The 23,765-nt window shown below is 67.7% G+C and carries 22 protein-coding genes; 11 read left to right on the forward strand and 11 right to left on the reverse strand.

Annotated features, from left to right (window positions below; translation table 11 throughout):
* The first annotated feature begins 80 nt into the window (after window positions 1-80).
* On the forward strand, window positions 81-971 hold the full coding sequence (locus tag OG883_RS31615) for a LysR family transcriptional regulator (RefSeq protein WP_266547951.1): 891 nt from the start codon (window positions 81-83) through the stop codon (window positions 969-971).
* Between the two features lie 117 nt (window positions 972-1,088).
* The gene (locus OG883_RS31620; protein WP_266547954.1) at window positions 1,089-1,568 is read left to right on the forward strand and encodes an NUDIX domain-containing protein; all 480 of its coding nucleotides are present in this window, start codon (window positions 1,089-1,091) and stop codon (window positions 1,566-1,568) included.
* A gap of 7 nt (window positions 1,569-1,575) precedes the next feature.
* Here the strand turns inward: OG883_RS31620 and OG883_RS31625 are convergent, their stop codons facing one another.
* Together OG883_RS31625 and OG883_RS31630 are read right to left on the reverse strand one after the other, a co-directional pair.
* A complete protein-coding gene (locus OG883_RS31625) occupies window positions 1,576-3,684 on the reverse strand; it encodes a globin domain-containing protein (protein WP_266547957.1) in 2,109 nt (702 codons plus the stop codon).
* Window positions 3,685-3,988: 304 nt separating this feature from the next.
* Window positions 3,989-4,630: an HAD family phosphatase gene (locus OG883_RS31630; RefSeq protein WP_266547960.1), complete on the reverse strand. Its 642-nt coding sequence runs from the start codon at window positions 4,628-4,630 to the stop codon at window positions 3,989-3,991.
* 76 nt (window positions 4,631-4,706) lie between these two features.
* Between OG883_RS31630 and OG883_RS31635 the strand changes: the two genes are divergently transcribed.
* Both OG883_RS31635 and OG883_RS31640 read left to right on the forward strand, forming a co-directional pair.
* On the forward strand, window positions 4,707-5,252 hold the full coding sequence (locus OG883_RS31635) for a DUF2269 domain-containing protein (protein ID WP_266547962.1): 546 nt from the start codon (window positions 4,707-4,709) through the stop codon (window positions 5,250-5,252).
* Window positions 5,253-5,257: 5 nt separating this feature from the next.
* Window positions 5,258-6,118 carry a GNAT family N-acetyltransferase gene (locus tag OG883_RS31640; protein WP_266547965.1) on the forward strand — a complete coding sequence of 287 codons (861 nt, stop codon included), beginning with the start codon at window positions 5,258-5,260 and terminating at the stop codon, window positions 6,116-6,118.
* 17 nt (window positions 6,119-6,135) lie between these two features.
* Here OG883_RS31640 and OG883_RS31645 read toward each other — a convergent pair whose 3' ends face one another.
* On the reverse strand, window positions 6,136-7,392 hold the full coding sequence (locus tag OG883_RS31645; RefSeq protein ID WP_266547968.1) for an MFS transporter: 1,257 nt from the start codon (window positions 7,390-7,392) through the stop codon (window positions 6,136-6,138).
* A 142-nt stretch (window positions 7,393-7,534) separates the two neighbouring features.
* On the opposite strand from OG883_RS31645, the gene OG883_RS31650 reads away from it, so the two are divergent.
* The 3 genes from OG883_RS31650 to OG883_RS31660 all read left to right on the forward strand — a co-directional run bounded on the left by OG883_RS31650 (window position 7,535) and on the right by OG883_RS31660 (window position 9,618).
* Complete coding sequence (locus OG883_RS31650; protein ID WP_266547971.1) at window positions 7,535-7,993, forward strand: MarR family winged helix-turn-helix transcriptional regulator; 459 nt, start codon at window positions 7,535-7,537, stop codon at window positions 7,991-7,993.
* Window positions 7,994-8,003: 10 nt separating this feature from the next.
* Window positions 8,004-8,456: a GNAT family N-acetyltransferase gene (locus OG883_RS31655; RefSeq protein ID WP_266547974.1), complete on the forward strand. Its 453-nt coding sequence runs from the start codon at window positions 8,004-8,006 to the stop codon at window positions 8,454-8,456.
* Window positions 8,457-8,568: 112 nt separating this feature from the next.
* Window positions 8,569-9,618, forward strand: a complete 1,050-nt coding sequence (locus OG883_RS31660; protein WP_266547977.1) for a restriction endonuclease — start codon at window positions 8,569-8,571, stop codon at window positions 9,616-9,618.
* Between the two features lie 138 nt (window positions 9,619-9,756).
* Here OG883_RS31660 and OG883_RS31665 read toward each other — a convergent pair whose 3' ends face one another.
* Both OG883_RS31665 and dnaB read right to left on the reverse strand, forming a co-directional pair.
* Window positions 9,757-11,139, reverse strand: a complete 1,383-nt coding sequence (locus OG883_RS31665) for a serine hydrolase (protein ID WP_266549634.1) — start codon at window positions 11,137-11,139, stop codon at window positions 9,757-9,759.
* Window positions 11,140-11,266: 127 nt separating this feature from the next.
* Entirely contained in the window at window positions 11,267-12,730 is a 1,464-nt protein-coding gene (dnaB, locus tag OG883_RS31670; RefSeq protein WP_266549636.1) for a replicative DNA helicase, read from the reverse strand.
* Between the two features lie 441 nt (window positions 12,731-13,171).
* Between dnaB and OG883_RS31675 the strand changes: the two genes are divergently transcribed.
* Complete coding sequence (locus tag OG883_RS31675; protein WP_266547980.1) at window positions 13,172-14,509, forward strand: MATE family efflux transporter; 1,338 nt, start codon at window positions 13,172-13,174, stop codon at window positions 14,507-14,509.
* A gap of 124 nt (window positions 14,510-14,633) precedes the next feature.
* Here the strand turns inward: OG883_RS31675 and rplI are convergent, their stop codons facing one another.
* The 4 genes from rplI to rpsF form a co-directional block, all read right to left on the reverse strand.
* The gene (rplI, locus tag OG883_RS31680; protein WP_266547981.1) at window positions 14,634-15,080 is read right to left on the reverse strand and encodes a 50S ribosomal protein L9; all 447 of its coding nucleotides are present in this window, start codon (window positions 15,078-15,080) and stop codon (window positions 14,634-14,636) included.
* 18 nt (window positions 15,081-15,098) lie between these two features.
* Window positions 15,099-15,335 (reverse strand): 30S ribosomal protein S18, encoded by a 237-nt coding sequence (gene rpsR, locus OG883_RS31685; protein ID WP_003956534.1) that lies wholly within the window; start codon window positions 15,333-15,335, stop codon window positions 15,099-15,101.
* Window positions 15,336-15,376: 41 nt separating this feature from the next.
* Window positions 15,377-15,973, reverse strand: coding sequence for a single-stranded DNA-binding protein (locus OG883_RS31690; protein ID WP_266547983.1), 597 nt, complete (start codon window positions 15,971-15,973; stop codon window positions 15,377-15,379).
* Between the two features lie 74 nt (window positions 15,974-16,047).
* Entirely contained in the window at window positions 16,048-16,338 is a 291-nt protein-coding gene (gene rpsF, locus OG883_RS31695) for a 30S ribosomal protein S6 (protein ID WP_004950685.1), read from the reverse strand.
* A 260-nt stretch (window positions 16,339-16,598) separates the two neighbouring features.
* On the opposite strand from rpsF, the gene OG883_RS31700 reads away from it, so the two are divergent.
* The 3 genes from OG883_RS31700 to OG883_RS31710 all read left to right on the forward strand — a co-directional run bounded on the left by OG883_RS31700 (window position 16,599) and on the right by OG883_RS31710 (window position 19,274).
* Window positions 16,599-16,913 (forward strand): hypothetical protein, encoded by a 315-nt coding sequence (locus tag OG883_RS31700; protein WP_266547994.1) that lies wholly within the window; start codon window positions 16,599-16,601, stop codon window positions 16,911-16,913.
* Window positions 16,914-17,026: 113 nt separating this feature from the next.
* The gene (locus tag OG883_RS31705; protein ID WP_266547997.1) at window positions 17,027-18,145 is read left to right on the forward strand and encodes a peptidoglycan bridge formation glycyltransferase FemA/FemB family protein; all 1,119 of its coding nucleotides are present in this window, start codon (window positions 17,027-17,029) and stop codon (window positions 18,143-18,145) included.
* Between the two features lie 97 nt (window positions 18,146-18,242).
* Window positions 18,243-19,274: an alanine racemase gene (locus tag OG883_RS31710; protein WP_266548000.1), complete on the forward strand. Its 1,032-nt coding sequence runs from the start codon at window positions 18,243-18,245 to the stop codon at window positions 19,272-19,274.
* A 43-nt stretch (window positions 19,275-19,317) separates the two neighbouring features.
* Here OG883_RS31710 and OG883_RS31715 read toward each other — a convergent pair whose 3' ends face one another.
* Both OG883_RS31715 and OG883_RS31720 read right to left on the reverse strand, forming a co-directional pair.
* Window positions 19,318-20,835, reverse strand: coding sequence for a glycosyltransferase family 87 protein (locus OG883_RS31715; protein ID WP_266548003.1), 1,518 nt, complete (start codon window positions 20,833-20,835; stop codon window positions 19,318-19,320).
* 113 nt (window positions 20,836-20,948) lie between these two features.
* Complete coding sequence (locus OG883_RS31720) at window positions 20,949-23,696, reverse strand: transglycosylase domain-containing protein (protein ID WP_266548005.1); 2,748 nt, start codon at window positions 23,694-23,696, stop codon at window positions 20,949-20,951.
* Between the last annotated feature and the right edge of the window lie 69 nt (window positions 23,697-23,765).

Raw genomic sequence — 23,765 nt, forward strand, 5'->3', positions numbered from 1 at the left:
TCACAGTAGCGACAGCGACCTATCGACATATTTATAGTTGGCCGGGTTCGGGTGCATCGTCGGTTCGGGAGGGGCATGGCATGGATCTGGCCCTGCTGCGCACATTCGTCACGGTGCACCGGGCCGGCTCCTTCACCCGCGCCGCCGCGCTGCTAGGGCTCTCACAGCCCGCCGTGACCGGACAGATACGCACGCTGGAGCGGCAGTTGGGCCGCCCGCTCTTCCTCCGCCAGGCCCGCGGAGTAACCCCCACCACCATCGGCGACGAGCTCGCCCACCGGGCCGCCCCCCACCTGGACGCCCTGGTGGAGATCACCGAGGTCGGCCTCGACGACGAGTCGGGCGTACGCACCCTGCATCTCGCCGGACCCCCGGAGTTCACCGCGCTGCGCGCCCTGCCCGCCCTCACCCCGTTGATCTCCCAGGGTCTGGCGCTGCGGGCTTCTTTCGGGAACGCGGAGGAGACCCTGGAAGGGCTGGCCGCCGGACACCATGATCTCGCCATCGCCACCGCCCGCCCCCGCGGCGGGCTGCTCACCGCGACTCCCCTGTGCGACGAGGAGCACGTCCTGGTCGCCTCGCCCCGCTGGGCGGCGCACCTGGGGCCCGGCGCGCTGCGCAAGGGCCATATGGTGCTCGAGCAGTTACCGGTGGTGGAGGTTCACGAATCCCTGCCGCTGGTCTCCCGCTACTGGGCCGCCGTTTTCGACAGCCGGCCGGCCCCCGCGGCCGCCGTCATCGCCCCCGACCTGCGGGCCGTCCTGGAAACCGCGGCGTCGGGCGCCGGGCTCGCCGTACTGCCGCGATATCTGTGCCAGGACGACCTGGAGAGCGGACGGATCATGGCACTCCTCGACCCGCCGGTGCCCCCGCTGCGTACGTACTTCCTCGTCGTGCGCACCGGCACACTCGCCCTCCCGCACATCGCGCGGGCGCACGAGTGGCTGCTGCGCGCCTCCGCCGCCTGGTGAGGGCGGACCGGAAGGCGTCGGGGACGAGGGGTGGGGACAGGACGTACGGACACAAGTTCGGCGGCAGGAGTGGGCGGCAGGAGTTTCAGAAGCGGCGGCACGGGCCACTCTCTTGCCATGACCGAACGACCGGTGGTCAAGCGCACCGCACGCGCCATTCTGCTCGACGGTGACGATCTCGTCCTGATCAAGCGCACCAAGCCCGGAGTGGATCCCTACTGGCTCACGCCCGGCGGCGGCGTGGAGCCGGAGGACGCCACCGTCATCGACGCCCTCCACCGGGAGGTGGACGAAGAGCTCGGCGCCAAGATCACCGATGTGGTGCCCTGCTTCGTCGACACCGTCGAGCACATCGCGGACGGCGGCGTGACGGGGGTGAAAGTGCAGCACTTCTTCGTCTGCCGGCTGGAGTCCATGAACCCCGCACTGCGGCACGGCCCGGAGATCGACGAACCGTGCGGGGAGTACGAGATCGTACGGGTGCCGTTCAGCCGGGTCGGGATCGCCGCCGTCCATCTCGTACCGCTGTCGCTGCGGCACTATCTCGACGGCAACATCGAGGGCGTACGGGCAATGCACGCCCCTGACCTGGGCTGATACCGCCCTAGTCCCCCGCTGCCACCAGCTCTTCCAGGGAGTCGTGGCGAATCCGGTCAAACGGGATACCGATGCCACGCAGTGCGTCGACACCGCTGCGGATCATGCCGGGCGGACCGGAGAGATAGGCGTCGTACTCGTACCACGGGCCGTACTCCCGCACGGCGTCCGGGAACTGCGCCCGGTCGTCGACCACCGCGCGTACATGAAGCCAGGGATGCGACTGCTGCAGCCGCAGCATCGTGTCGATGTCGTACAGGTCGAAATCGGTACGCGCCCCGTAGAACACCTCGACCGGCCGCCGCGCCCCGTGCTCGGCGACATCCTCGACGAGAGCCTTGATCGGGGCGATGCCGGTGCCGCCGCCCAGACAGAGCAGGCCGTTGTCGGTGGTGTGGTCGACGGTCATCGAACCCGCGGGCGGACCGAGGCGCATGACGTCGCCGGGGCGTGCGTGGTGAACCAGGGCGTTGGAGACCCAGCCGGCCGGGACCGCCTTCACATGGAAGGAGAGCAGACCGTCGGAGCGCGGCGCTCCGGCAAAGGAGTAGTGCCGCCAGATCCGCGGCCACCAGGGCGTCTCCAGGCTCGTGTACTGGCCGGCCAGGAAGGTGTACGGCTGGTCGGGGCGGACGGTGATGATCGCTATGTCGGGGGTTCTGAGGTCGTGCGAGACCACCTCGGCCTGCCACCAGGCGGGCGCGTGCCGCTCGTTCTGGGCGGCCGCGTCGATCATGATCTGGGAGATCGTGGTGTACGTACGGATCCAGGCGGCCTCGGTCTCCTCGTCCCAGGTGGTCGTGGCGTACCGGCTCAGGGAACCGATCAAGGCCTCACCGACGGCGGGGTAGTGCGACGGCTGGGTGCCGTACTTGCGATGACCGCGGCCCAGGTGCTGGAGGTAGTCGGTGAGCACAGCCGCGTTGTCCATGTGCTCGGCGGCGGTGAGAAGGGCCTTGAGGAGCCGGTCCCGCTGGGAGTCCATGGCGGCGGGAAAGAGCCCGCGGAGCTCGGGGTGGCGGACGAAGAGCAAGGCGTAGAAGTAGGAAGTGACCTTGTCCGCGACCGACGCGACCTCCGCCATGGTGCGACGGATGAGGATGGCGTCGGGAGAGGCATCGTCCACGGGGGCGGCGGGAGAGGCCGGGACGGTCGGGGCGGCGGTCGGGGCGGCGAAAGAGGCCGGGGCGGTTGCGGGCCGGGAAAGGTCATGGGGGGCTGGTGCCTGATGACCTCCCTGCGCGTCGCGGGGAGCCTGGGGTTGATGACCTGCGTACGCGTCGCGGGGAGCCTGGGGTTGATGACCTGCGTACGCGTCCCGGCCGTGCGCCACGTTGCGCACTGCATGGGGGCCGACCGCTGCTCCGGCGGCGGAAGCTTCGTAGGGGCCGGCGCTCTGATGGCGCGCGGACGCTTCGTGCGGGGCGGGGCCAGCCGCGGGGCCGGCGCCCTGGCAGGGGCCAGGGACTTCGCGGACTCGCGGCGCTTCCTGCCCACTCTGCCCCTCCCCGACACCCGCGGCATCGTGGGGGTCGGGTACCAGATGCAGTCCGGGGGCCTTTGGAGGCTCGGAGCGCTCGTCCGGACCGGAAACCACCCGGAGCCCCTGGGGCCCGCGGGGCGCAGTGCCCTCGTAGCGGCCGGAGTCCTCCTGGACTGCGCGGGCTTCGCGGGGTCCGGCATGCCCGCGAGAGCCGGGGGCTTCGAGGTTCACGGCGGCCTCGCTGCCGCCGGGCGGCGCATGGGCTGCGCCGGGCGGCGCCCACTCATCAGGGGCGGACTCGTTCGGGAGGTCGTCGACAGGGCCCTCGTCCAGCGGCGCCTCGGTCTCGCGCGGGGCGGTCGCATGCCCCGCGGCCCTGGACGGCGGCGGGGCGGGACGAGCCGTACCGGAGCCCACCGGGCGTATGGAGGCGACGGGGCGCCTCGGGCCGGCTACTCGCTCCCCGGCCCCGCCATCACCCGCGCCACCACCCCCGCCCGCAGCGCTCTCTGCCGTGCTGGGCTCTGGGGCGGACCGCCCCTGGGCCGGCTGCTTGCGAGGGGTGAACCATCCGCCTCCGCCGCTTTCGCCTGAAGTGCCGTTGTCGGCCGACGTGGTGGTCGGAGCGTCCATTGTGTGCCTCGCCTCGAACATCTTTCAGTCGGTCCACGCACTTCCGCTGGCCCGGAACGTGCCTCAATTCCCCGCTCTGACTCAGGACTGCTACCGGCCCACACTAACCTCGGCCATCCGCCGAATAGGGACGAGCGGGACCGGATTGTGACATTGTCCGCAGCGCCCGTCGTCGCAGCATGCCAGGCGCCGCCACCGCACTGGACAAAGAGAAGAAAGTCCGGGCATCCATGCCCGCTTTCCCGTTAAGCTCCATTGCCCTCGTGTCCCTAGCTGGGTCTCCCGGGCCGCCCGGGCTCCTGAACTATCCGCAGATTCGCACCAGTTCATAGGCCCCGCGCAGATCGTCCCCCGTATAGGTATGTGTGGCCAGGCCCGACAGATGGTGATCGGCATTCACCGCCACCGTGGTGGGCACCGACGCAAAGATCTCCGCGTCGGACATGGAATCACCGTATGCAACACATCCGTCCAGTCCCACCTCGAACTCTGCACAGAGTTGGTTCGCGATCTTCACTTTCGCGGCCGCGCTGAGAATGCCGGTCGGGTCCACGGCCCGGGTGAAGGGCACCTCGGGAAAGATTGATCCGTGCGCCGCATGAGCTCCCCAGCCCAGAAGCCGCTCAACGAAGAAGGAGGGCGAGAGGGAAATGACGGCGCAGTAGTCCCCGCCTTCACGGATATCCCGCCACACCTCCTGGATGCCTTGGAGCCAAGGTGCCGACTCGAAGGCGGCTGCCACATGCGCCTCGGTGAGATCGCCCCAGAGAGCATGCGCGCGCACCGCGTACTCCGGCGGACCGATCCTGCGGGAGATCAGATCCCGCTCCAGCTCGCCGATTTCATCGACCAGTCCCAGCTGCCGGGATATCTCCACCGGAGCCGCCGAACCGCGGATCAATGTGCCGTCGAGATCGAAGATATGCAACCTGCGTGTTCGCTCCATGTACGCCGAGGCTAGTACCCGCGATTACTCCCGCTGTCAGACGCGGTACGGAACCCCGCCGGGCACCGTGTTTCACGTGAAACCAATCAAGCGCCCTGCTCGTCGGGCCGCACTCGTCGTCCATGTCACCGCATCCGCGGGCTGGCTCGGGCTCACGCTCGGCCTGCTCGCGCTTGCCCTCACCGCAGCCACCACCCAATCCCTGCCCATGATCGAGGCGGCATGCCGCTCGATGAAGATCTTCACCGACTGGCTCGTGATTCCGGTCGCGCTACTGACCCTGCTCAGTGGTCTCGTGCTCTCACTCGGCACCCCATGGGGCCTGGCCAGGCATCGCTGGGTCTACACAAAGTTCTGGCTGACCCTCGCCACCCTCACCGCATCGGTCTTCGCCCTGCGCCCGGGTGTCAACGACGCTGCCGACACCGTCGCCTCGGGTACCCCCTTGGCCAACCCGCTCGACCTGGTGATGGGACCCGCGGTCTCCCTCACCGCGTACGTCTGCATGACGGTCATTTCCATCCTCAAGCCGTGGGGTCTCACGCGGCGTGGCCGCCGTATGCGGGTCTTGGCCACTTCGAGGAAAGTGCTGGACGAACGATCACTGCGTCCGACAGCCTGACCCCTATGTCGACACCTCTCTCTGAGCTGCCCATCCGGCGTCTGACCACGGACGACCTCATTTCCTGCGCCGATCTCTCCGAGGACCGCGGCTGGCCGCGCGAGGAGCACAAATGGGGCCTCCTGCTGACAGCAGGGACGGGATACGGCATCGACGACCCGGCGGGCAAGGGGCTGGTGACCGCTTGCGTACTCACCTCGTACGGCCCCGGGCTCACCGCGATCGGCATGGTGCTCGTCGCCGAGCGGTACGCCCGGCAGGGCGTCGGGCGGCGCCTGATGAAGCATGTACTGGAGGAGGCCGGCGGCACCCCGCTCACGCTGCACGCCACCCCGTACGGAAAGCCGCTCTACGAGGAGCTGGGCTTCCTCACCACCGGCCGCGCCGAGATGGTCCGCGGCCGCTTCCAGCCATCGGCCCCGGCCCCGGCCCCTGAGATGTCCACACGACCCGCCACCGCCGAGGACCTCCCGGCAATCCTGCGCCTGGACAACGAGGTCTTCGGCCTGGACCGGACCCACATGATCACGCGCCTGCCCGCCTTCGCCGACCAGCTCCGGGTGGCCGAGGAGGACGGCATCCTGACGGGGTACGCGGCGGCCTGGCCCAATATGGACACCCATGTCATCGGCCCCTTGATCGCCCGGGACACCGAGACCGCGAAGGCGCTGATCGCCTCCCTGGCCGCAGGCAGCGACCGCCCGATCCGTACGGACATCGACGTGCGCCACGAGGAACTGCTCACCTGGTTGAAGGAAAACGGCCTGGAGCCGATCGCCTTCAACGCGGTGATGACCTACGGCATCCCGGGCCTCCCGGGCGACTGGACCCGCCGCTTCGCTCCCCTGTCGGTCGCGGCGGGATAGCGCACGGGCCAGACAGTTCAGCGCCGGCCCACAGTGACCGGGGCCCCCTCAGGCGTGGCGGTCGAGACGGCGGCCCGCGCTCCATCGAAGGTGGCTCCCTCGGAGGTGGGGGATCCACCGCCGACGGAGGTAGCGCGGCGTTCGAGATGGTGGGAGAGAGCAGCGAGAGCAAGCGCGGAGGCAGCGAGAGCAGCGCCGACCCAGTTGGGGGCCGTGTAGCCGAAGCCTGCCGCGATGACGATGCCACCGAGCCACGCCGCCAGCGAGTTACCAAGGTTGAAGGCGCCGATGTTGACCGCGGAAGCCAAGGTGGGAGCGCCCGCAGCCTGGTCCAGGACCCGCTTCTGCAACGGCGGTACCGTCGCGAATCCCAGCGCGCCGACCAGAGTGAGGGTGACGGCCGCCGCGATCTTGTCATGGGCGGTGAACGTGAACAGCGCGAGGACGAGGGCGAGCGCACCCAGCGACACGTACAGCAGCGGCATCAGCGCACGGTCCGCGTACTTGCCGCCGACCAGGTTGCCGCCGACCATGCCGAGGCCGAACAGGACCAACAGCCAGGTGACGGAGCCGTCGGAGTAGCCGGCGACATCGGTCATCATCGGCGTGATGTAGGTGATCGCGGCGAAGACTCCGCCAAAGCCGAGGACCGTCATCGCCATGGCAAGCAGGACCTGCACATTACGGAAGGCCGAGAGCTCGTCGCGCAGCCGCACGCCTTCTGGCTTGGGCTGCTCCGGCACCAGCTTGGCAACACCCGCAAGGCCGATGACACCGAGCGCGGCGACGATGAAGAACGTGGTCCGCCAGCCGGCGCTCTGGCCCACGAAGGTACCGAGCGGGACGCCGACGACATTGGCGACAGTCAGACCGGTGAACATCATGGCGATCGCCCCGGCCTTCTTCTCGGGAGCGACGAGATCGGCCGCGACGACCGACCCGATGCCGAAGAAGGCACCGTGCGCGAAGGAAGCGACGACCCGGCCGGCCAGCATGACTTCGAAGACCGGCGCGACGGCAGAGAGCACATTGCCCGCGATGAACAACCCCATCAGCAGCATCAGCATCCGCTTGCGGGAAACGCGGGTGCCGAGGGCAGTCATCAGCGGAGCGCCGAGGACGACACCGAGGCCGTACCCGGTGACCAGAAAGCCGGCAGCGGGGATGGAGACCTGGAAGTCGGCGGCGACCTCGGGGAGCAACCCCATGATCACAAACTCGGTGGTGCCGATCCCGAAGGCCCCGACGGCAAGGGCGAGGAGCGCGAGTGGCATGGGGGGTACACCTTCCAAACGATTGCATCTGCGCCTTACGGGCGTTCACAATAATTGCAGACGCTGATTAATTGCAAGCGCGGGCTATTGCATCAGTCGTCTATCCTGGTGAAAGCCGCTCCGGCTCGGAGGAGGAAGACCCATGACAGCGACCGACCCCGCCCTCACCGCCCTCTCTCAGAGCTGGTGCGCCCTCTCCCTGCTCCACGGGAAGATCGAGGCCCATATCGAGCGGGCACTCGAGGCCGGGCACGGCCTGAGCATGCGCGAGTACTCGCTGCTCGACGTCCTCAGCCGCCAGCACAACGGCCCCGGCGGGCATCTGCAGATGAAGCAGGTCGCCGACGCCGTCGTCCTCAGCCAGAGCGCCACCACCCGCCTGGTCACCCGCCTCGAGGACCGCGGCCTGCTGACCCGCTATCTCTGCGACACTGACCGCCGCGGCATCTACACCGATGTCACGGAGTCCGGCCAGGCCCTGCTCGCCGAAGCCAGGCCCACCAACGACACGGCCCTGCGCGAGGCACTCGACCAGGCCGCCGAGGACCCCGAGCTGGCCCCCCTGGTCCGGGCCGTCGAGGAGCTTCGGGTCCCCGCGTAGTCTGCGGATCATGAGCGACCTGGACATACGACCCGCCGCACCCGCAGACATCCCGACGATCGTGGCGATGCTCGCCGACGACCCACTGGGCGCCCAGCGCGAATCGCCGGACGACCTCACTCCGTACACCGCCGCCTTCGAACGACTGGCCCAGGACCCGAACCAGCACCAGGTCGTCGCCGTACGCGAGGGCCGGGTCGTCGGCACGCTGCAGCTCACGATCATCCCCGGGCTCTCCCGGCGCGGCTCCACCCGCTCGATCATCGAAGGCGTACGGATCCATGCCGACGAACGCGGCAGCGGCCTCGGCACCCGGCTCATCGAATGGGCCATCGGCGAATCACGCCGCCAGAACTGCCAGTTGGTACAGCTGACCTCGGACGCCACCCGCACCGACGCCCGCCGCTTCTACGAGCGGCTCGGCTTCGAGGCCTCCCACGTCGGCTTCAAGATGAGTATCTGAATACCGCATCTTTATCCGATTCGGCTCGTTGCCCCCGGCAAGAGGGGGCGGCCTCATGTCCGGATCCCGTCCCCCTACTCGAACGGCCCGAGGGGGCCAAGAGGAGACGGGCATGGTCAACGAAATGGCACTAGTGGAGTCAAGGGCACTGCGGAACGGCGTGGCCGAGCGCACGGAAGTGCTCGACAAGGTCAAGACAGTCTCACTGCTCCCGGATGGGCTGCATGTGACAACACGGATGGTCGCCAACTACTTCGAGGTAGCCGAGACCGCGATTCGCAGCATGGTGTGCGATCACCGCGAGGAGCTTGAGTCGAACGGCTATCGCCTGGCGACCAGCGAGGAGGTGAGTGCCTTCAAGGCACTCACCTCCGTGGACCGCTTCGCCAGCAAGGCTGCACTGTTCACGAGAAGGACCGTCCTCAACGTCGCGATGTTGCTACGTGACAGCGTCGTCGCACGTCAGGTGCGTACGTACCTGCTCAACGCCGAGGAAATGCAGCGGCCCCAGCCTGTGGATAACTTTGTCCACAGGCTTGCCACACTGATCGACGACCGCATCGTCGAACTCCTCGCCCAGCACATGCCTGCACACACCGACAGCAACGTCGCCCAGATCGCGGAAGCCACCTGCCGCACCACTCTCGGCCGCGCCGTCGTGCCGCTCCTCAACGTCGCTGTCCAGAGCGGCAGCGAGCACCGCGCCCGCCTCGAAACCCTCGAAGGAGAAGTCACCCACCTCCGACGAGTGCTGCGCGAGCGGGAAGCTGCGGGCTCGATGGGCGCACTCGACGCCATGAATCCCCGTCAGTTCGAGCAGCACATCGCCTGGCTCTGCCGGCGGGACGGCTGCGACCGGGTCACGGTCACCGGTGGCCACGGCGACACAGGGGCCGACATCGTCGCCTACGCCGAAGACGGCCGCCGCATCGTGGTCCAGTGCAAGTCCCGTACACCTGCCGCGACCATCACCAGCGGCGACGTCCAGCAGTTCGCCGGCATGGCCAAACTCGAGTACAACGCCGACATCGCTCTGCTCGTCGCCACCTGCCCGTTCACCCGGGACGCGCTGCTCCTGGCTGCCCGCCATGACGTGACAGCTGTCCACCGTGGCCTGCTGGAGTCCTGGAACAGCGGAACGAAACTGTGCTCTCTCAACTAGCTTTCTCCAGAAAAGCAGTTGGAGTCCGCCCTGCCGCCCGGAGCGGATAGGGCCCGAAGTCGCAAATCCACGTTGCGGCTTCGGGCCCGCCCGCACTCTACCGGCATCCCACCCGTCTGTCCGGTTTCACGTGAAACATCACATCCCGCGCCAGCCCTCGGGGTCGACACCGCCCGGAACCGCCGCACCCGGCTCGTACGGCTCGCGAGTGAAGACGAACGACCCCAGGTCGAGATGGCTCACCGAGCCGTCCTCCCGGCGCACCACCCGCAGCGTCTCCCCCGCGTAGTAGCCGTCGAGACCCGTCCAGGTCCCTTCAGCCCCCTCCGCCGCAACGAAGCGGGACCCGCGGCCGCCACCGCGGAGCGGTTGCAGTTCCAGGCCACGGTCGGCGACAAGACGCAGCCCGAAGGCGTACGTCCCCCAGTACCAGGGCCCGGTCAGCTGCAGCAGCGCCTGGTCGACCTCGGGCAGCGGCCGCCAGGGCTCGGGGATACGCGGCTCCGCCTCGGCCACGATCCGCACGAGATCGGCAGCAACCGCCGCGGTCAGCGGGCCCGAAGTGGCGTTGGCGAGTACGACAGCGGCGACACCGTCCTCCACGCTCAACCAGAGTCCCGCGACGAAGCCAGGCAGCGAGCCCCCGTGTCCGATCAAGGTGCGGCCGTCCTTCCGTACGATCTGCAACCCCAGACCGTAAGCGCTGTCCCATTCCCCGGTCTCGGCCTGCACGGACGGCGCCCTCATCTCCCGGACGGACGCGGCGCTCAGCACACGCTCATCGCCCTCAGCGAGAAATGCGGCGAACCGGCAGAGATCGGCTGCGGTCGACCACAGCTGCCCAGCCGGAGCCATCAGACCGAGATCCTCGGTCGGTTCGGGCATCATCACATCGGCCCACGGGTGCACGGCCCAGCCGCCTGCATGCGGAGCCCGAGGCTGTGTGCTCGTACGACTCATGGCGAGCGGTTCAAGAATCTCGCGCCGCAAAACCTCCTCCCAGGACGCGCCCCGCACCTCCTCGATCAGCGAACCGAGCAGCGTATAGCCAGGGTTGGAGTAGTGATGGCGACGGCCGGCAGGATGCATCCGCGGCTGCTCACCGAGAACATCGGCGAGTTCCGGTCGGAGGGTGCCCGGTGTCCGCTCCCACCACGGGGCCGGGGATTCCGCAGCGACGCCCGCGCTGTGTCCGAGTAGCTGAGCGATGGTCACATCTCCCACACCCGTGCCGGAAAGGTGCTTCTCCAGAGGGTCGTTCAAGTCGAGCAGCCCCTCGTCCCGCAGCCTCAGCACCAGGACGGCCGTGAAGGTCTTGGTGATCGAGCCAATGCGGTACTGGGTGTCGTCCTCCGGCGCATGCCCGGCGACCGAAGTACGGGAGCCCCACCAGACCAACTGCCTGTCGCGCGCCACAGCAGCAACGAGGGAAGGCGCGCGCCCCTCGGACTGCGCGACGGCGATGCGGTGCAGAAGGGCACGCTGCGTAGCGGGAAGCAGCTCTTCAAAGGGTGAGGTCAACAATGAGGTCATGGGGCAGGTCTATCGGTGCCCGGTCCGCCCCGTCGAACTCACTACGCGACCCGTGTCCGCGTCTCCATCCCCCGGCCATCGAACACAGCTGCCCCCGCCCCCGCATCCGATGGGATCAGGTCTGCGCCATGTCCACAAACCGCGAGTAGTGACCCTGAAAAGCCACCGTGATCGTCGCAGTCGGACCATTACGGTGCTTGGCGACAATCAGGTCCGCCTCACCGGCACGCGGCGACTCCTTCTCGTACGCATCCTCACGGTGCAACAGGATGACCATGTCCGCGTCCTGCTCGATCGACCCCGACTCACGCAGGTCGGAGACCATCGGCTTCTTGTCCGTACGCTGCTCGGGACCACGGTTCAGCTGGGACAGCGCAATCACCGGCAGCTCGAGCTCCTTCGCCAGCAGCTTGAGGTTTCGGGACATGTCCGAGACCTCCTGCTGACGGCTCTCCGCTCGCTTCGAGCCACCGGACTGCATCAGCTGCAGATAGTCGATGACGACCAGCTTCAGATCATTGCGCTGCTTGAGCCGTCGGCACTTCGCCCGGATCTCCATCATCGAGAGGTTGGGCGAGTCGTCGATGTAGAGCGGTGCCTGCGAGACATCCGGCATCCGGCGTGCCAGCCGCGTCCAGTCCTCGTCCGTCATCGTCCCCGAGCGCATATGGTGCAGCGCCACCCGCGCTTCGGCGGACAGCAGACGCATCGCGATCTCATTGCGGCCCATCTCGAGAGAGAAGATCACGCTCGGCAGGTTGTTCTTGATCGAACAAGCCCGCGCGAAGTCCAGCGCCAGCGTGGACTTACCCATTGCGGGACGAGCCGCGATGACGATCATCTGACCCGGGTGAAGACCGTTGGTCAGGGAGTCGAAGTCCGTGAAACCGGTGGGCACACCGGTCATCTCGCCGCTGCGCGAACCGATCGCCTCGATCTCGTCGAGCGCGCCTTCCATGATGTCGCCGAGAGGCAGATAGTCCTCACTGGTCCGCTGCTCGGTGACGGCGTAGATCTCGGCCTGGGCTGAGTTGACGATCTCGTCGACGTCTCCGTCGGCGGCGTACCCCATCTGCGTGATCTTGGTGCCGGCCTCCACGAGCCTGCGCAGCACGGCGCGCTCATGGACGATTTCCGCGTAGTACGAAGCGTTGGCCGCGGTCGGCACCGACTGGACCAGCGTGTGGAGATAGGGCGCCCCGCCGACCCGGGTGATCTCGCCGCGCTTGACCAGCTCGGCCGCGACCGTGATGGGGTCGGCCGGCTCGCCCTTGGCATAGAGGTCGAGAATCGCCGTGTAGACCGTCTCATGGGCCGGCCGGTAGAAGTCGTGGCCCTTGATGATCTCCACGACATCGGCGATGGCGTCCTTGGACAGCAGCATGCCGCCGAGAACTGACTGTTCGGCGTCCAGATCCTGGGGAGGCACACGCTCGAAGCCGGGAGAGCTGCCGTCCCAGCCTCCGCTCTCCCTGCCGCGTTCGTGCTGGTCCTCTCGGCCACCGCGGCCGTCGCTGCGACGCTGGCGGGAGACGGGCAGGCGGTCGCCGGGACCATCCACGGCCCACGGGTCGTCCAAGGGCTCGGAAATGCTCACCCGGCCACCTCCTCCCGTCCGCTCCGCGGACCTCGCCGTGCCACTCTTTCTACGGCACGACACTGACAAAACGAGTCGCCAGACTCCGCTTCCGGCGCGTCGGGTGACGGTCCACGGTAGGCCCGTCGGCACCGTCAGCCAATCTTGTTATCCACAGGCCATGTGGACGAAAGACCAGATGCTGTGGAGAACTCTCCGGAACCTGTGCACGGACCGGGGGACAGCACTGTGGACAAAGTCATAGCCACCTCGCTGCACTCGCTCTGACCTGGTCTTTTTCCGTCCACTGGCTGTGGGGGAGAAAAACTTTCCCGACTGGACCAAGATCAGAACAAACGGCGCACAGCAGAACGCACACCATAGAGATTGGTAAGGATCGCAGGTACATTACATCTCTTACCTGTGGAAGATTAGATTGATGGCATGACACAGGCCCCCGCCGTACCGAAGGCCCGCCGGCGACACCACGACCGAGAGATCGTCGCACTCGCCGTCCCTGCCTTCGGCGCCCTCGTCTCCGAGCCGCTCTTCGTGATGGTCGACAGCGCCATCGTCGGCCATCTCGGCACCCCGCAACTCGCCGGACTGGGGGTCGCGGCGGCCCTGCTGATGACGGCCGTGAGCGTCTTCGTTTTCCTCGCCTACGCCACGACAGCCGCCGTCGCCCGCCGCGTCGGCGCGGGCGATCTCCCGGCCGCCATCCGTCAGGGGATGGACGGCATCTGGCTGGCGCTGCTGCTCGGTGTCGGCGTCATCGCCGTCACCCTGCCCGCGGCACCCTGGCTCATCGAGCTCTTCGGCACCTCCGACACCGCCACCCCGTATGCCATCACCTATCTGAGGATCTCCAGTCTCGGCATCCCCGCGATGCTGATCGTGCTGGCCGCCACCGGCGTGCTGCGTGGTCTCCAGGACACCCGGACTCCGCTGTACGTCGCGATCGGCGGCTTTGCCGCCAACGCGGCACTCAACGCCGGCCTCGTCTACGGCGCCGGCCTCGGCATTGCCGGTTCCGCCTGGGGCACTGTCATCGCCCAGTGCGCCATGGCTGTCGCCTATCTGGTTGTGGTCATACGGGGAGCTCGGCGGCATGGCGCTTCGCTCCGCCCCGACGCGGCGGGTATTCGAGCCAGCGCCCAGGCCGGTGTCCCCCTCCTGGTCCGTACGCTCTGCCTGCGTGCCGTCCTGATGATCGCTACGGCCGTCGCGGCCGGACTCGGCGACGTCGATATCGCCGCGCACCAGATCATCCTTTCCCTGTGGACCCTGATGGCCTTCGCACTCGACGCGATCGCCATAGCCGGACAGGCGATCATCGGCCGTCATCTGGGCGCCGACGACGCGGAGGGCGCCCGGGAAGTGTGCCGTCGCATGGTGCAGTGGGGGCTCGCCGCGGGTGTGGTACTCGGCGTTCTGATCGTGGCCTCGCGGACGCTCTTCATTCCGCTGTTCACCAGCGACCAGGCGGTGCGGGACACCCTTCTGCCGGCGCTGCTGGTGGTCGCCGTCTCCCAGCCGATCGCGGGAGTGGTCTTCGTACTCGACGGCGTACTGATGGGAGCGGGCGACGGCCCCTACCTGGCCTGGGCGATGGTGCTGACGCTGGCGGTGTTCGCGCCTGTCGCTTTGCTCATTCCTACGCTCGGCGGGGGCCTGACGGCTCTGTGGTGGGCGATGACGCTGATGATGACGGTCCGCATGCTCACGCTCTGGCTCCGTACGCGCTCGGGCCGCTGGATCGTCACCGGAGCAACGCGCTGAGGAGGACCCTCAAGGCCCTCCGGAGACCCTGGAGGGCCACATCGATGTTTCACGTGAAACAGGGCAAAGCGAAAGGGCCGCACCCATGGGTGCGGCCCTTCGAACTGTTCAGTCGAGCGCAGCCTTAGGCGGCGACGACCTCGACGCCCAGCTTCGCGGCGACCTCGGGGTGCAGACGCACAGACACCTGGTGCGAGCCCAGGGTCTTGATCGGCGAACCGAGCTCAACGCGGCGCTTGTCGACCTCCGGACCACCGGCAGCCTTGATCGCCGAGGCGATGTCGGCCGGGGTGACGGAGCCGAAGAGGCGGCCGGCTTCGCCGGAGCGAACAGCCAGACGCACCTTGACAGCCTCGAGCTGGCCCTTGATGGAGTTGGCCTGCTCGATGGTCGCGATCTCGTGGATCTTGCGGGCGCGGCGGATCTGCGCCACGTCCTTCTCGCCACCCTTGGTCCAGCGGATCGCGAAACCACGCGGAACCAGGTAGTTGCGAGCGTAGCCGTCCTTGACGTCAACGACGTCGCCGGCTGCACCGAGGCCAGAGACCTCGTGGGTGAGGATGATCTTCATGATTCGGTCACCCTTCCCTTATCGCGCGGTGGACGTGTAGGGCAGCAGCGCCATCTCACGGCTGTTCTTCACGGCCGTGGCGACGTCACGCTGGTGCTGTGTGCAGTTGCCGGTGACGCGGCGGGCACGGATCTTGCCACGGTCGGAAATGAACTTCCGCAGCATGTTCGTGTCCTTGTAGTCCACGTAAACGGTCTTGTCCTTGCAGAATGCGCAGACCTTCTTCTTCGGCTTGCGCACAGGCGGCTTCGCCATGTGTATCTCCTGTTGATCAAGAAGTGGGGTACGAGCTGCCCTTAGAAGGGCGGCTCGTCCGAGTAGCCGCCGCCGGAACCGCCGGAGCTTCCGCCCCAGCTGCCCCCACCGCCCTGCTGCTGGCCGCCGCCGGCCGGCGCGCTGGTGGCCCAGGGGTCGTCGGCGGGTGCACCGCCGCCGCCCTGCTGCTGGCCACCACCACTGGGACCGCCGCCCCAGTTTCCGCCGCCGCCCTGCTGCTGACCGCCGCCATAGCCACCCTGGCCACCGCGACCGGTGGTCTTGGTGACCTTGGCCGTGGCGTTCTTGAGGCTGGGGCCGACTTCCTCGACGTCCAGCTCGTAGACCGTGCGCTTGACGCCCTCGCGGTCTTCGTAGGACCGCTGCTTGAGGCGGCCCTGCACGACGACGCGCATGCCTCGCGTAAGCGACTCTGCGACGTTCTCCGCCGCCTGACGCCAGACCGAGCAGGTGAGGAACAGGCCTTCGCCGTCCTTCCACTCATTGGTCTGCTTGTCAAAGATGCGGGGAGTGGACGCGACGCGGAACTTCGCGACAGCCGCACCGGACGGGGTGAAGCGCAGCTCGGGGTCGTCGACGAGATTGCCGACGACCGTGATGACGGTCTCGCCTGCCATGGGTGAACCTCTCGGCGGGGATTGCTTCTGGCTGCTTGCTGCTACTCGAACCCGATGACCTCTGAGCTAGATGCTCAGTGGGTCTCGGGACGGAGGACCTTGGTCCGGAGGACCGACTCGTTCAGGTTCATCTGTCGGTCGAGCTCCTTGACGACCGCAGGCTCGGCCTGCAGGTCGATGACCGAGTAGATGCCCTCAGGCTTCTTCTTGATCTCGTAAGCGAGACGACGACGGCCCCAGGTGTCGACCTTCTCAACCTTTCCGTTGCCCTCACGGACGACGGAGAGGAAGTTCTCGATCAGCGGGGAGACAGCGCGCTCCTCGAGATCGGGGTCGAGGATGACCATCACCTCATAGTGACGCATGTGGAACCCACCTCCTTTGGACTCAGCGGCCACGGTCGTTCCGTGGCAGGAGGGTCGTGATGCGTAAGCAACGGTATCGGCCGCCACTGACAATCCCGGGGGATTGTGTTCTGGCCTGGGCAGACACCGGTGCAGACCGTACAGACTACCTGCAGACGGGCTTCCGGTTGAAATCCGGTGGCCTGGAGACGCAATCTGTACGCATCGGGTGTGCGCGGCGCTACGATGCGCCGCCTTCCGGCAACGCCAGGAGGTGCCTCATGGCACAGGCAATGCGACGTCAGTCCTCCGTCTCCCTCTTCGCCACGGACGGCAAGCCTCATCCCCTCCAGGACACCCTGGTCGCGGTGACGCTGGTGCTCGGCGCCATCGCGTTCGTATCGGCGATGTTCGACAACCTCCATCTGCTCAGCTCGTGGACCGGGCTGGTGGGGATCCTCACCGGCGCGTACGGCCAGTTCATCTCGGAGACGACCCGCGAACGGTTCCCGCTGATCATCGGCCTGGGTGCCTCCGCGCTCGGCTTCTTCCTCGGTATGGCTCACGGCGGACTCTTCGGCGGACTCCTCGGCTAGCAAGGGCGGTCTTGCCTCCGGCCATCCGGGGCGCTTCTCCAGCGCAGTAGGCTTCGGCGCGAGAGCCGGAGCCCCTGTACCCATGGGGACACACCTGCCGAGGAGCGCCCCGCATGAGCCTGACCCTGAGGACCATTAGCCGTGAGCAGCATCTGGCGTATATCCAGAGCCTGCCCGCGGCCAGTCACTGCCAGGTCCCGGCATGGGCGGATGTGAAGACGGAATGGCGCTCGGAGAACCTGGGCTGGTTCGACAAGAGCGGTCAGCTGGTGGGTGCCGGTCTGGTGCTGTATCGCCAGCTGCCCAAGATCAAGCGGTATCTCGCGTATCTGCCCGAGGGCCCGGTGATCAACTGGTACGCGCCGAACCTGGACGACTGGCTTCAGCCGATGCTCGCCCATCTGAAGCAGCAGGGTGCCTTCTCCGTGAAGATGGGCCCGCCGGTGGTCATCCGCCGCTGGGACGCGCCGGCGATCAAGGCCGGTATCCAGGACCCGGATGTGAAGCGGCTGCGTGATGTGGAGGCGACGCATATCGAGCCGCGTGCCTTCGAGGTGGCGGACCGGCTGCGGAAGATGGGCTGGCAGCAGGGCGAGGACGGCGGCGCCGGCTTCGGGGACGTACAGCCGCGGTACGTGTACCAGGTGCCGTTGGCGAACCGTGCGCTCGACGATGTCCTCAAGGGCTTCAACCAGCTGTGGCGGCGCAACATCAAGAAGGCCGAGAAGGCCGGTGTCGAGGTCGTCCAGGGCGGTTACGAGGATCTCGCCGAATGGCAGCGGCTGTACGAGATCACCGCGGTGCGTGATCACTTCCGGCCGCGCCCGCTCTCGTACTTCCAGCGCATGTGGTCGGTGCTCAACTCCGAGGACCCCAACCGCATGCGGCTGTACTTCGCGCGGCACAACGGCGTGAACCTGTCCGCGGCGACGATGCTGGTCGTCGGTGGGCATGTCTGGTACTCGTACGGCGCATCCGACAACATCGGACGTGAGGTCCGGCCCTCGAACGCGATGCAGTGGCGGATGCTGCGCGATGCGTACGCGATGGGCGCCACCGTCTATGACCTGCGCGGCATCAGTGACTCGCTCGACGAGACCGACCACCTCTTCGGTCTGATCCAGTTCAAGGTCGGCACGGGTGGTGAGGCCGTCGAGTACGTCGGTGAGTGGGACTTCCCGCTCAACAAGCTGCTGCACAAGGCGCTCGACATGTACATGTCGCGCCGCTGACGACGTTGCTGATGCTGCCGCGGCCGACGCCGTAGGCTCGTAGATCTCGCACATACCTCTGATACACCGCAGCCACCAGAAAGGTTCCGGGCCGGCCATGGCGCTCTCCCTCTACGTCGACACCGCGCGCTGGCGGGCGCACCAGAAGTCCGTGATCGACCAGTTCCCCGGCCTCGTACCGGTCTGCAAGGGCAACGGCTACGGCTTCGGCCATGAGCGCCTCGCGGACGAGGCTTCACGCTTCGGCTCCGACATGCTGGCCGTCGGCACCACCTACGAGGCGGCCCGGGTCAAGGACTGGTTCAGCGGTGATCTCCTGGTCCTCACGCCGTTCCGCCGAGGTGAAGAACCGGTTCCGCTGCCCGATCGCGTCATCCGCTCGGTCTCTTCTGTCGACGGTGTGCACGCACTGGTGGGCGCGCGGGTCGTCATCGAGTGCATGAGCTCCATGAAGCGCCACGGCGTACGGGAGCAGGAGCTCAGCCAGCTGCACGCCGCCATCGAGGACGTACGGTTGGAAGGCTTCGCGCTCCACCTGCCCCTGGACCGTACGGACGGCTCGGACGCGGTCGAGGAGGTCATCGGCTGGATGGACCGGCTACGTGCGGCCAGGCTGCCGCTGCACGCCATGTTCGTCAGCCATCTGCGCGCCGAGGAACTGGCCCGCCTTCAGCAGCAGTTCCCGCAGACCCGCTTCCGCGCCCGCATCGGCACGCGGCTGTGGCTGGGCGACCACGATGCGACGGAGTACCGCGGCGCTGTCCTGGACGTCACCCCTGTCGCCAAGGGCGACCGCTTCGGCTACCGCCAGCAGAAGGCGGCGTCGGACGGCTGGCTGGTAGTGGTCGCCGGCGGTACGTCCCACGGCGTCGGCCTGGAGGCGCCGAAGGCCCTGCACGGTGTGATGCCGCGCGCCAAGGGTGTCGCCCGCGCGGGCCTGGCGACCGTCAACCGCAACCTGTCGCCGTTCGTCTGGGCCGGCAAGCAGCGCTGGTTCGCCGAACCGCCGCACATGCAGGTTTCGATTCTGTTCGTCCCGTCGGACGCCCAGGAGCCGAAGGTCGGCGAAGAGCTGGTGGCCCATCTGCGCCACACCACGACGCAGTTCGACCGCCTCGTCGACCGCTAGGCCGTCAGCCCCGGCCCAGCCCCAGCTCCGGGCCCCGCCCGCGCTAGGCCGACGGCTGGGGCCCCGCCCCGGACGCCTCGGTCTGCGCTCCCCACTCCACCCGCGGCCCTTCCACGGCCTGCGCCACGTGCCGTGGGGGATGCGTCGCCCGGTGCCCCAGGACGAACACGTCGCCGGCCCCGTCGAGCACCCCGCCCGACGGGTCGTCCGACCCGTCGTTCCGTACGCCGTCCCGCTCCGGCATCAGGATGTCCCGCACGATCACCGCGCACATGTACAGCGTTCCGATCAGATGCAGGGCAATGGCCAGCTGGTAGCCCTCGGTCGGCAGTCCCTGGTGCTTGGGGCTTGTCGTGTACGCGAGATACATCCAGATGCCCAGGAAGTACATGACCTCGCAGGCCTGCCAGATCAGGAAGTCCCGCCAGCGGGGCCTGGCCAGAGCGGCGAGCGGGATCAGCCACAGTACGTACTGCGGCGAATAGACCTTGTTGGTGAGGATGAACGCGGCGACGACCAGGAAGGCAAGCTGCGCGAAGCGCGGCCGTCGCGGCGCGGTGAAGGTCAGGGCCGCGATGCCGGCGCAGGCCAGGAGCATCAGCAGCGTCGCGTAGGTGTTCACCGATTCGACTTCCAGCGGCTCGCCCGTGCGCTGCGTGATGATCAGCCAGAACGAGCCGAAGTCGACCTGGCGCTCCCGGCTGAAGGTGTAGAACTTTTTCCACCCTTCCGGTGCGAGCAGCATCACGGGCAGGTTGACCACCAGCCAGGCGCCTGCCGCGCCGAGCGTCGCCGTGGTGAACTCCCGCCATTTCCCCGCCCGCCAGCACAGCAGGAGCAGCGGCCCGAGGAGCAGCACGGGATAGAGCTTGGCGGCGGTCGCGAGCCCGATGAGGATGCCGAACGCCAGCGTCCGGCCGCGTGACCACATCAGCATCGCCGCAGCGGTGAGCGCCACGGCCAACAGGTCCCAGTTGATGGTGGCGGTGAGCGCGAAGGCGGGCGCCAGCGCCAGCAGCAGCGCGTCCCAGGGGCGGCGGCGGTGGGTGCGGGCCACGCAGACGGCGATGACCGCGGTGCAGATCATCAGCATGCCCGCGTTGATCATCCAGTACGTCTGCTCCTGGTTCTGCACGGAGCCGTCGGCCAGGTTGAGCCAGGACGCGACCTGCATGAACAGACCCGTCAGCACGGGGTACTCGAGGTACTCCATGTCGCCGGGCAGCCGGTCGAAGTACGGAATGAGTCCCTCCGAGAAGCCGCGTCCCAGGAAGAGGTGCGGAATGTCGGAGTAGCAGGCGTGCGTGTACTGAGAGCTGGTGCCCCTGAACCACGCCCAGTTGTAGCAGGGCATCTTCTGCACCATGCCAAGCGCAAACATCCCGATCGCCACCAGTGCGACGACGCGTACGGGGGTGAGTCGGCCACTGCTGCCGCGCAGGGCCCAGCGGCCGGCCGGGCCACCGATCAGCTCGCTGCCGGCCGCGGCGATCTTGTCCCGCCTGGTGGGCCGTACGTCGGGCCGGTCCTGGTACACGCTCGTCTCTTCTGCGCTGGGCATGCTGCACATCCTGCCGTACGGGGGTGGGGACACGACGAGGGCCGCCGCTCCGGAGTGCACAGGTGCTGTGCGTACCGGGTGCGGCGGCCCTCGTGGCGTTGCCGGGGTGGCTGCTACTCGCTCTCGGAGCCTCCGATGAAGCCTCCGTCGGCGCCGCCTGCGTCGGTGCCCGGTGACGTTGACGGGCTGGTTGTAGTGCCGCCGTTCGCCCCGCCGTTGTTGGCACCCCCGTTGTTGGCGCCCCCGTTGTCGGTGCCGCCGGGATCATTGCCGCCGTTGGAGCCGCCGGGCTCGCAGGTCCAGTCCTCCCAGGGATTGCAGGACTCGCTGGGTTCGGGGCTGGTGGACGGCGTCTCGGACGGCGTGGCCGACGGCGTCTCGGACGGCGTGGCCGACGGAGCCTCGGTCGGCGGCGGGGGCGGGCTGGAGGCGCCGCCGCCCCAGACGGCTTCGCCCTCGATGGGCTCAGGCTCCGGGAAGGTGAGCAGCTCTGCGCCCTTGAGCGCCTGCTCCATGTAGTCCTGCCAGATCTCCGAGGGGAACGATGCACCGTGGATCTTGTCCTGGCCACCGGTGCCGTACATCTCGAGGAACTGGCGCGGCTTGTCGCTCTTCTCGTCGTCGTCGAGCCGGTACATGTCGATGGCGGTCGACAGCTGCGGTGTGTAGCCGACGAACCAGGCCGACTTGTTGCCGTCGGTCGTACCGGTCTTGCCGGCGACCTGCCGGCCGGGAAGGCGGGCGTTACGGCCGGTGCCCTCGGGGTCGTCGACGACATCCCTGAGTACATCGGTCACATTGTTCGCAACGGCCGAGGAGAAGGCCGTCTTCGGCTTGCCGTCGTACTCGAAGATCTTCTTGCCCTCGTGCTCGACCTTGGTGACGGAGTACGGCTCACGCTGCTTGCCCTCGGCTGCGAACGTCGCGTACGCGCCGGCCATCCGGATGGCACTGGGGGAGGAGATACCGATCGAGAAGGACGGGACGTTCGATGTGGACAGGCTGGGGGCGTCGAGCAGACCGGCGTCGATGGCCGCCTCCCGGACCTGGGGAATTCCGATGTCCATGCCCAGCTGAACGAACGGCGAGTTGGCTGAGTGGATCATGGCTTCGCGCAGATCGATGTTCTTGTACGACTCGTCGCCGTCGTTGCGCTGCAGCCACTCCTCTCCCTTCTCGTTGCGCCAGACGGAACCGTCCCAGTTTTTGATCTTGAGCTTGTTCTTGCCGCTGTACCGACTCTTGTCCGGGTCGACGATCCTGCGCTCGTCCGGTCCCTGATCGGGACCCAGCCGGGGGTCGCGCACCCCGTCGCGCATCGCGGCGGCCAGGACGAACGGTTTGAAGGTCGATCCGACCTGGGCGCCGGTCTCGTTGGCGTTGTTCGTGAAGTGCCGTGTCGCGTCCTCGCCGCCGTAGATCGCGACGATCTTGCCGGTCTCCGGTTCCACCGAGGCGCCACCGAACTGGACGTGCGTGTCCGTCTCCGGGCGCTTCTTGGGCTTGATGTTGGCCTCGCGGACCTTCTTGACGGCCTTCTCCAGCTCGTTGACCTTCTTCTTGTCGAAGGTCGTGTGGATCGCGTAGCCACCCTGGGCGAGCTTCTTTGCGTCGACGCCTTCGGCGTTGTTGAGGATGTAGGACTTGGCGAGGTCCACCAGATAGCCGACCTGACCGCTCAGCTGCGCGTTCTTCTTGAGCTTGTCGGGCATCGGGAAGGCGGTGTACTTGTTCCGCTCCTCGGCGCTGAGGTGCCCGTCCTTGACCATCTCGTCGAGGATCCAGCGCCAGCGCTTGGTGGCACGGATCGTGTTGTCCTTCTTGGTCGCCGTCGTATCGATTTCCGTGGCGCCCGCAGGGTCGTAGTAGGTCGCGCCCTTGAGGAGCGCGGCGAGGAACGCGCACTCGCTGGCGTTCAGGTCCGTGGCGTTCTTGCCGTAGTACGTGCGGGCCGCGGCCTGGATGCCGTACGCGCCACGCCCGTAGTAGGCGGTGTTCAGGTAGCCGGCCATGATCTGCGGCTTGCCCACGTCGGTGCCGACTCTTATGGAGATGAACAGCTCTTTGAACTTACGTTCCAGGGTCTGGGACTGGTCGTCGAGCCGCGCGTTCTTCACATACTGCTGGGTGATGGTGGAGCCACCCTGGGTCTGCTGGCCCCTGGCCATGTTGAAGAGCGCGCGGGTGATGCCCTTCGGGTCGATGCCCGAGTCATCCCGGAACGTCTTGTTCTCGGCCGAGATCACCGCGTTCTGCATCTCGTCGGGAATCTGCTCGATCCCGATGATCTGGCGGTTGACCTCACCGCCGGTGGCGACCATCTGGGTGCCGTCGGCCCAGTAGTAGACATTGTTCTGAGCCTTGGCCGTCTTGGCCGGGTCCGGAACCTCCACCATCGCGTACGCGATGGTGGCGGCGGCCATCAGACTGCCGACGAAACCCAGGAATGCCCCCGTAACGAGCTTCCACGACGGCACCCACCGCCGCCAGCCGTGCTTGTTGTGGCGCGGGTAGTCGATGAACCGCTTTTTGGACGGACGGCCGCCGCGACCGCGGCCGAGGCCCTCATGACCCCCGCCACCGCCGCCACCGCGACGTCCGCCGCGGCCGCCATGGCCGGCGCCCGCGGCTTCGTCCACGCGCCGGCGACCACCGCCAGGGCCACTGCGTTGCGCAGCACGCCGGGCCTCGGCCCGGCCGCCGCGCGGACGCTCCTCGCCGTACGAAGCAGAAGGAGAGGGTGAAGTGGTGCCCCGGGGCTGGGCTGCGCGGCGGCCAGTGGGCTGCTCGGCGGAGCGCCTGGCCCCGGTTCGCCCGCCACCCTGCGGCTGCTGAGGCGGTTTGCGACGGTGCTCGCTCATCGAACGACTACTCCTCGGGCAGGCGAGACGCCTGGAAGCGGCAGTTGAGTTCCGGTCCCCCCGAAATGG

Origin of the sequence: Streptomyces sp. NBC_01142 (assembly GCF_026341125.1) — a bacterium.
Classification (GTDB): domain Bacteria; phylum Actinomycetota; class Actinomycetes; order Streptomycetales; family Streptomycetaceae; genus Streptomyces.

What these genes read in the sequence shown, in the direction of transcription:
- OG883_RS31705 (WP_266547997.1), top strand. Translation starts at nt 17,027, where the DNA reads ATGAGCCTGACCCTGAGGACCATTAGCCGTGAGCAGCATCTGGCGTAT.
- rplI (WP_266547981.1), bottom strand. Translation starts at nt 15,080, where the DNA reads ATGAAGATCATCCTCACCCACGAGGTCTCTGGCCTCGGTGCAGCCGGC.
- OG883_RS31660 (WP_266547977.1), top strand. Translation starts at nt 8,569, where the DNA reads ATGGTCAACGAAATGGCACTAGTGGAGTCAAGGGCACTGCGGAACGGC.
- OG883_RS31645 (WP_266547968.1), bottom strand. Translation starts at nt 7,392, where the DNA reads ATGCCACTCGCGCTCCTCGCCCTTGCCGTCGGGGCCTTCGGGATCGGC.
- OG883_RS31650 (WP_266547971.1), top strand. Translation starts at nt 7,535, where the DNA reads ATGACAGCGACCGACCCCGCCCTCACCGCCCTCTCTCAGAGCTGGTGC.
- rpsF (WP_004950685.1), bottom strand. Translation starts at nt 16,338, where the DNA reads ATGCGTCACTATGAGGTGATGGTCATCCTCGACCCCGATCTCGAGGAG.
- OG883_RS31625 (WP_266547957.1), bottom strand. Translation starts at nt 3,684, where the DNA reads ATGGACGCTCCGACCACCACGTCGGCCGACAACGGCACTTCAGGCGAA.
- OG883_RS31700 (WP_266547994.1), top strand. Translation starts at nt 16,599, where the DNA reads ATGGCACAGGCAATGCGACGTCAGTCCTCCGTCTCCCTCTTCGCCACG.
- OG883_RS31640 (WP_266547965.1), top strand. Translation starts at nt 5,258, where the DNA reads ATGTCGACACCTCTCTCTGAGCTGCCCATCCGGCGTCTGACCACGGAC.
- OG883_RS31710 (WP_266548000.1), top strand. Translation starts at nt 18,243, where the DNA reads ATGGCGCTCTCCCTCTACGTCGACACCGCGCGCTGGCGGGCGCACCAG.
- OG883_RS31675 (WP_266547980.1), top strand. Translation starts at nt 13,172, where the DNA reads ATGACACAGGCCCCCGCCGTACCGAAGGCCCGCCGGCGACACCACGAC.
- OG883_RS31690 (WP_266547983.1), bottom strand. Translation starts at nt 15,973, where the DNA reads ATGGCAGGCGAGACCGTCATCACGGTCGTCGGCAATCTCGTCGACGAC.
- OG883_RS31615 (WP_266547951.1), top strand. Translation starts at nt 81, where the DNA reads ATGGATCTGGCCCTGCTGCGCACATTCGTCACGGTGCACCGGGCCGGC.
- OG883_RS31630 (WP_266547960.1), bottom strand. Translation starts at nt 4,630, where the DNA reads ATGGAGCGAACACGCAGGTTGCATATCTTCGATCTCGACGGCACATTG.
- OG883_RS31620 (WP_266547954.1), top strand. Translation starts at nt 1,089, where the DNA reads ATGACCGAACGACCGGTGGTCAAGCGCACCGCACGCGCCATTCTGCTC.
- rpsR (WP_003956534.1), bottom strand. Translation starts at nt 15,335, where the DNA reads ATGGCGAAGCCGCCTGTGCGCAAGCCGAAGAAGAAGGTCTGCGCATTC.
- OG883_RS31720 (WP_266548005.1), bottom strand. Translation starts at nt 23,696, where the DNA reads ATGAGCGAGCACCGTCGCAAACCGCCTCAGCAGCCGCAGGGTGGCGGG.
- OG883_RS31715 (WP_266548003.1), bottom strand. Translation starts at nt 20,835, where the DNA reads ATGCCCAGCGCAGAAGAGACGAGCGTGTACCAGGACCGGCCCGACGTA.
- OG883_RS31655 (WP_266547974.1), top strand. Translation starts at nt 8,004, where the DNA reads ATGAGCGACCTGGACATACGACCCGCCGCACCCGCAGACATCCCGACG.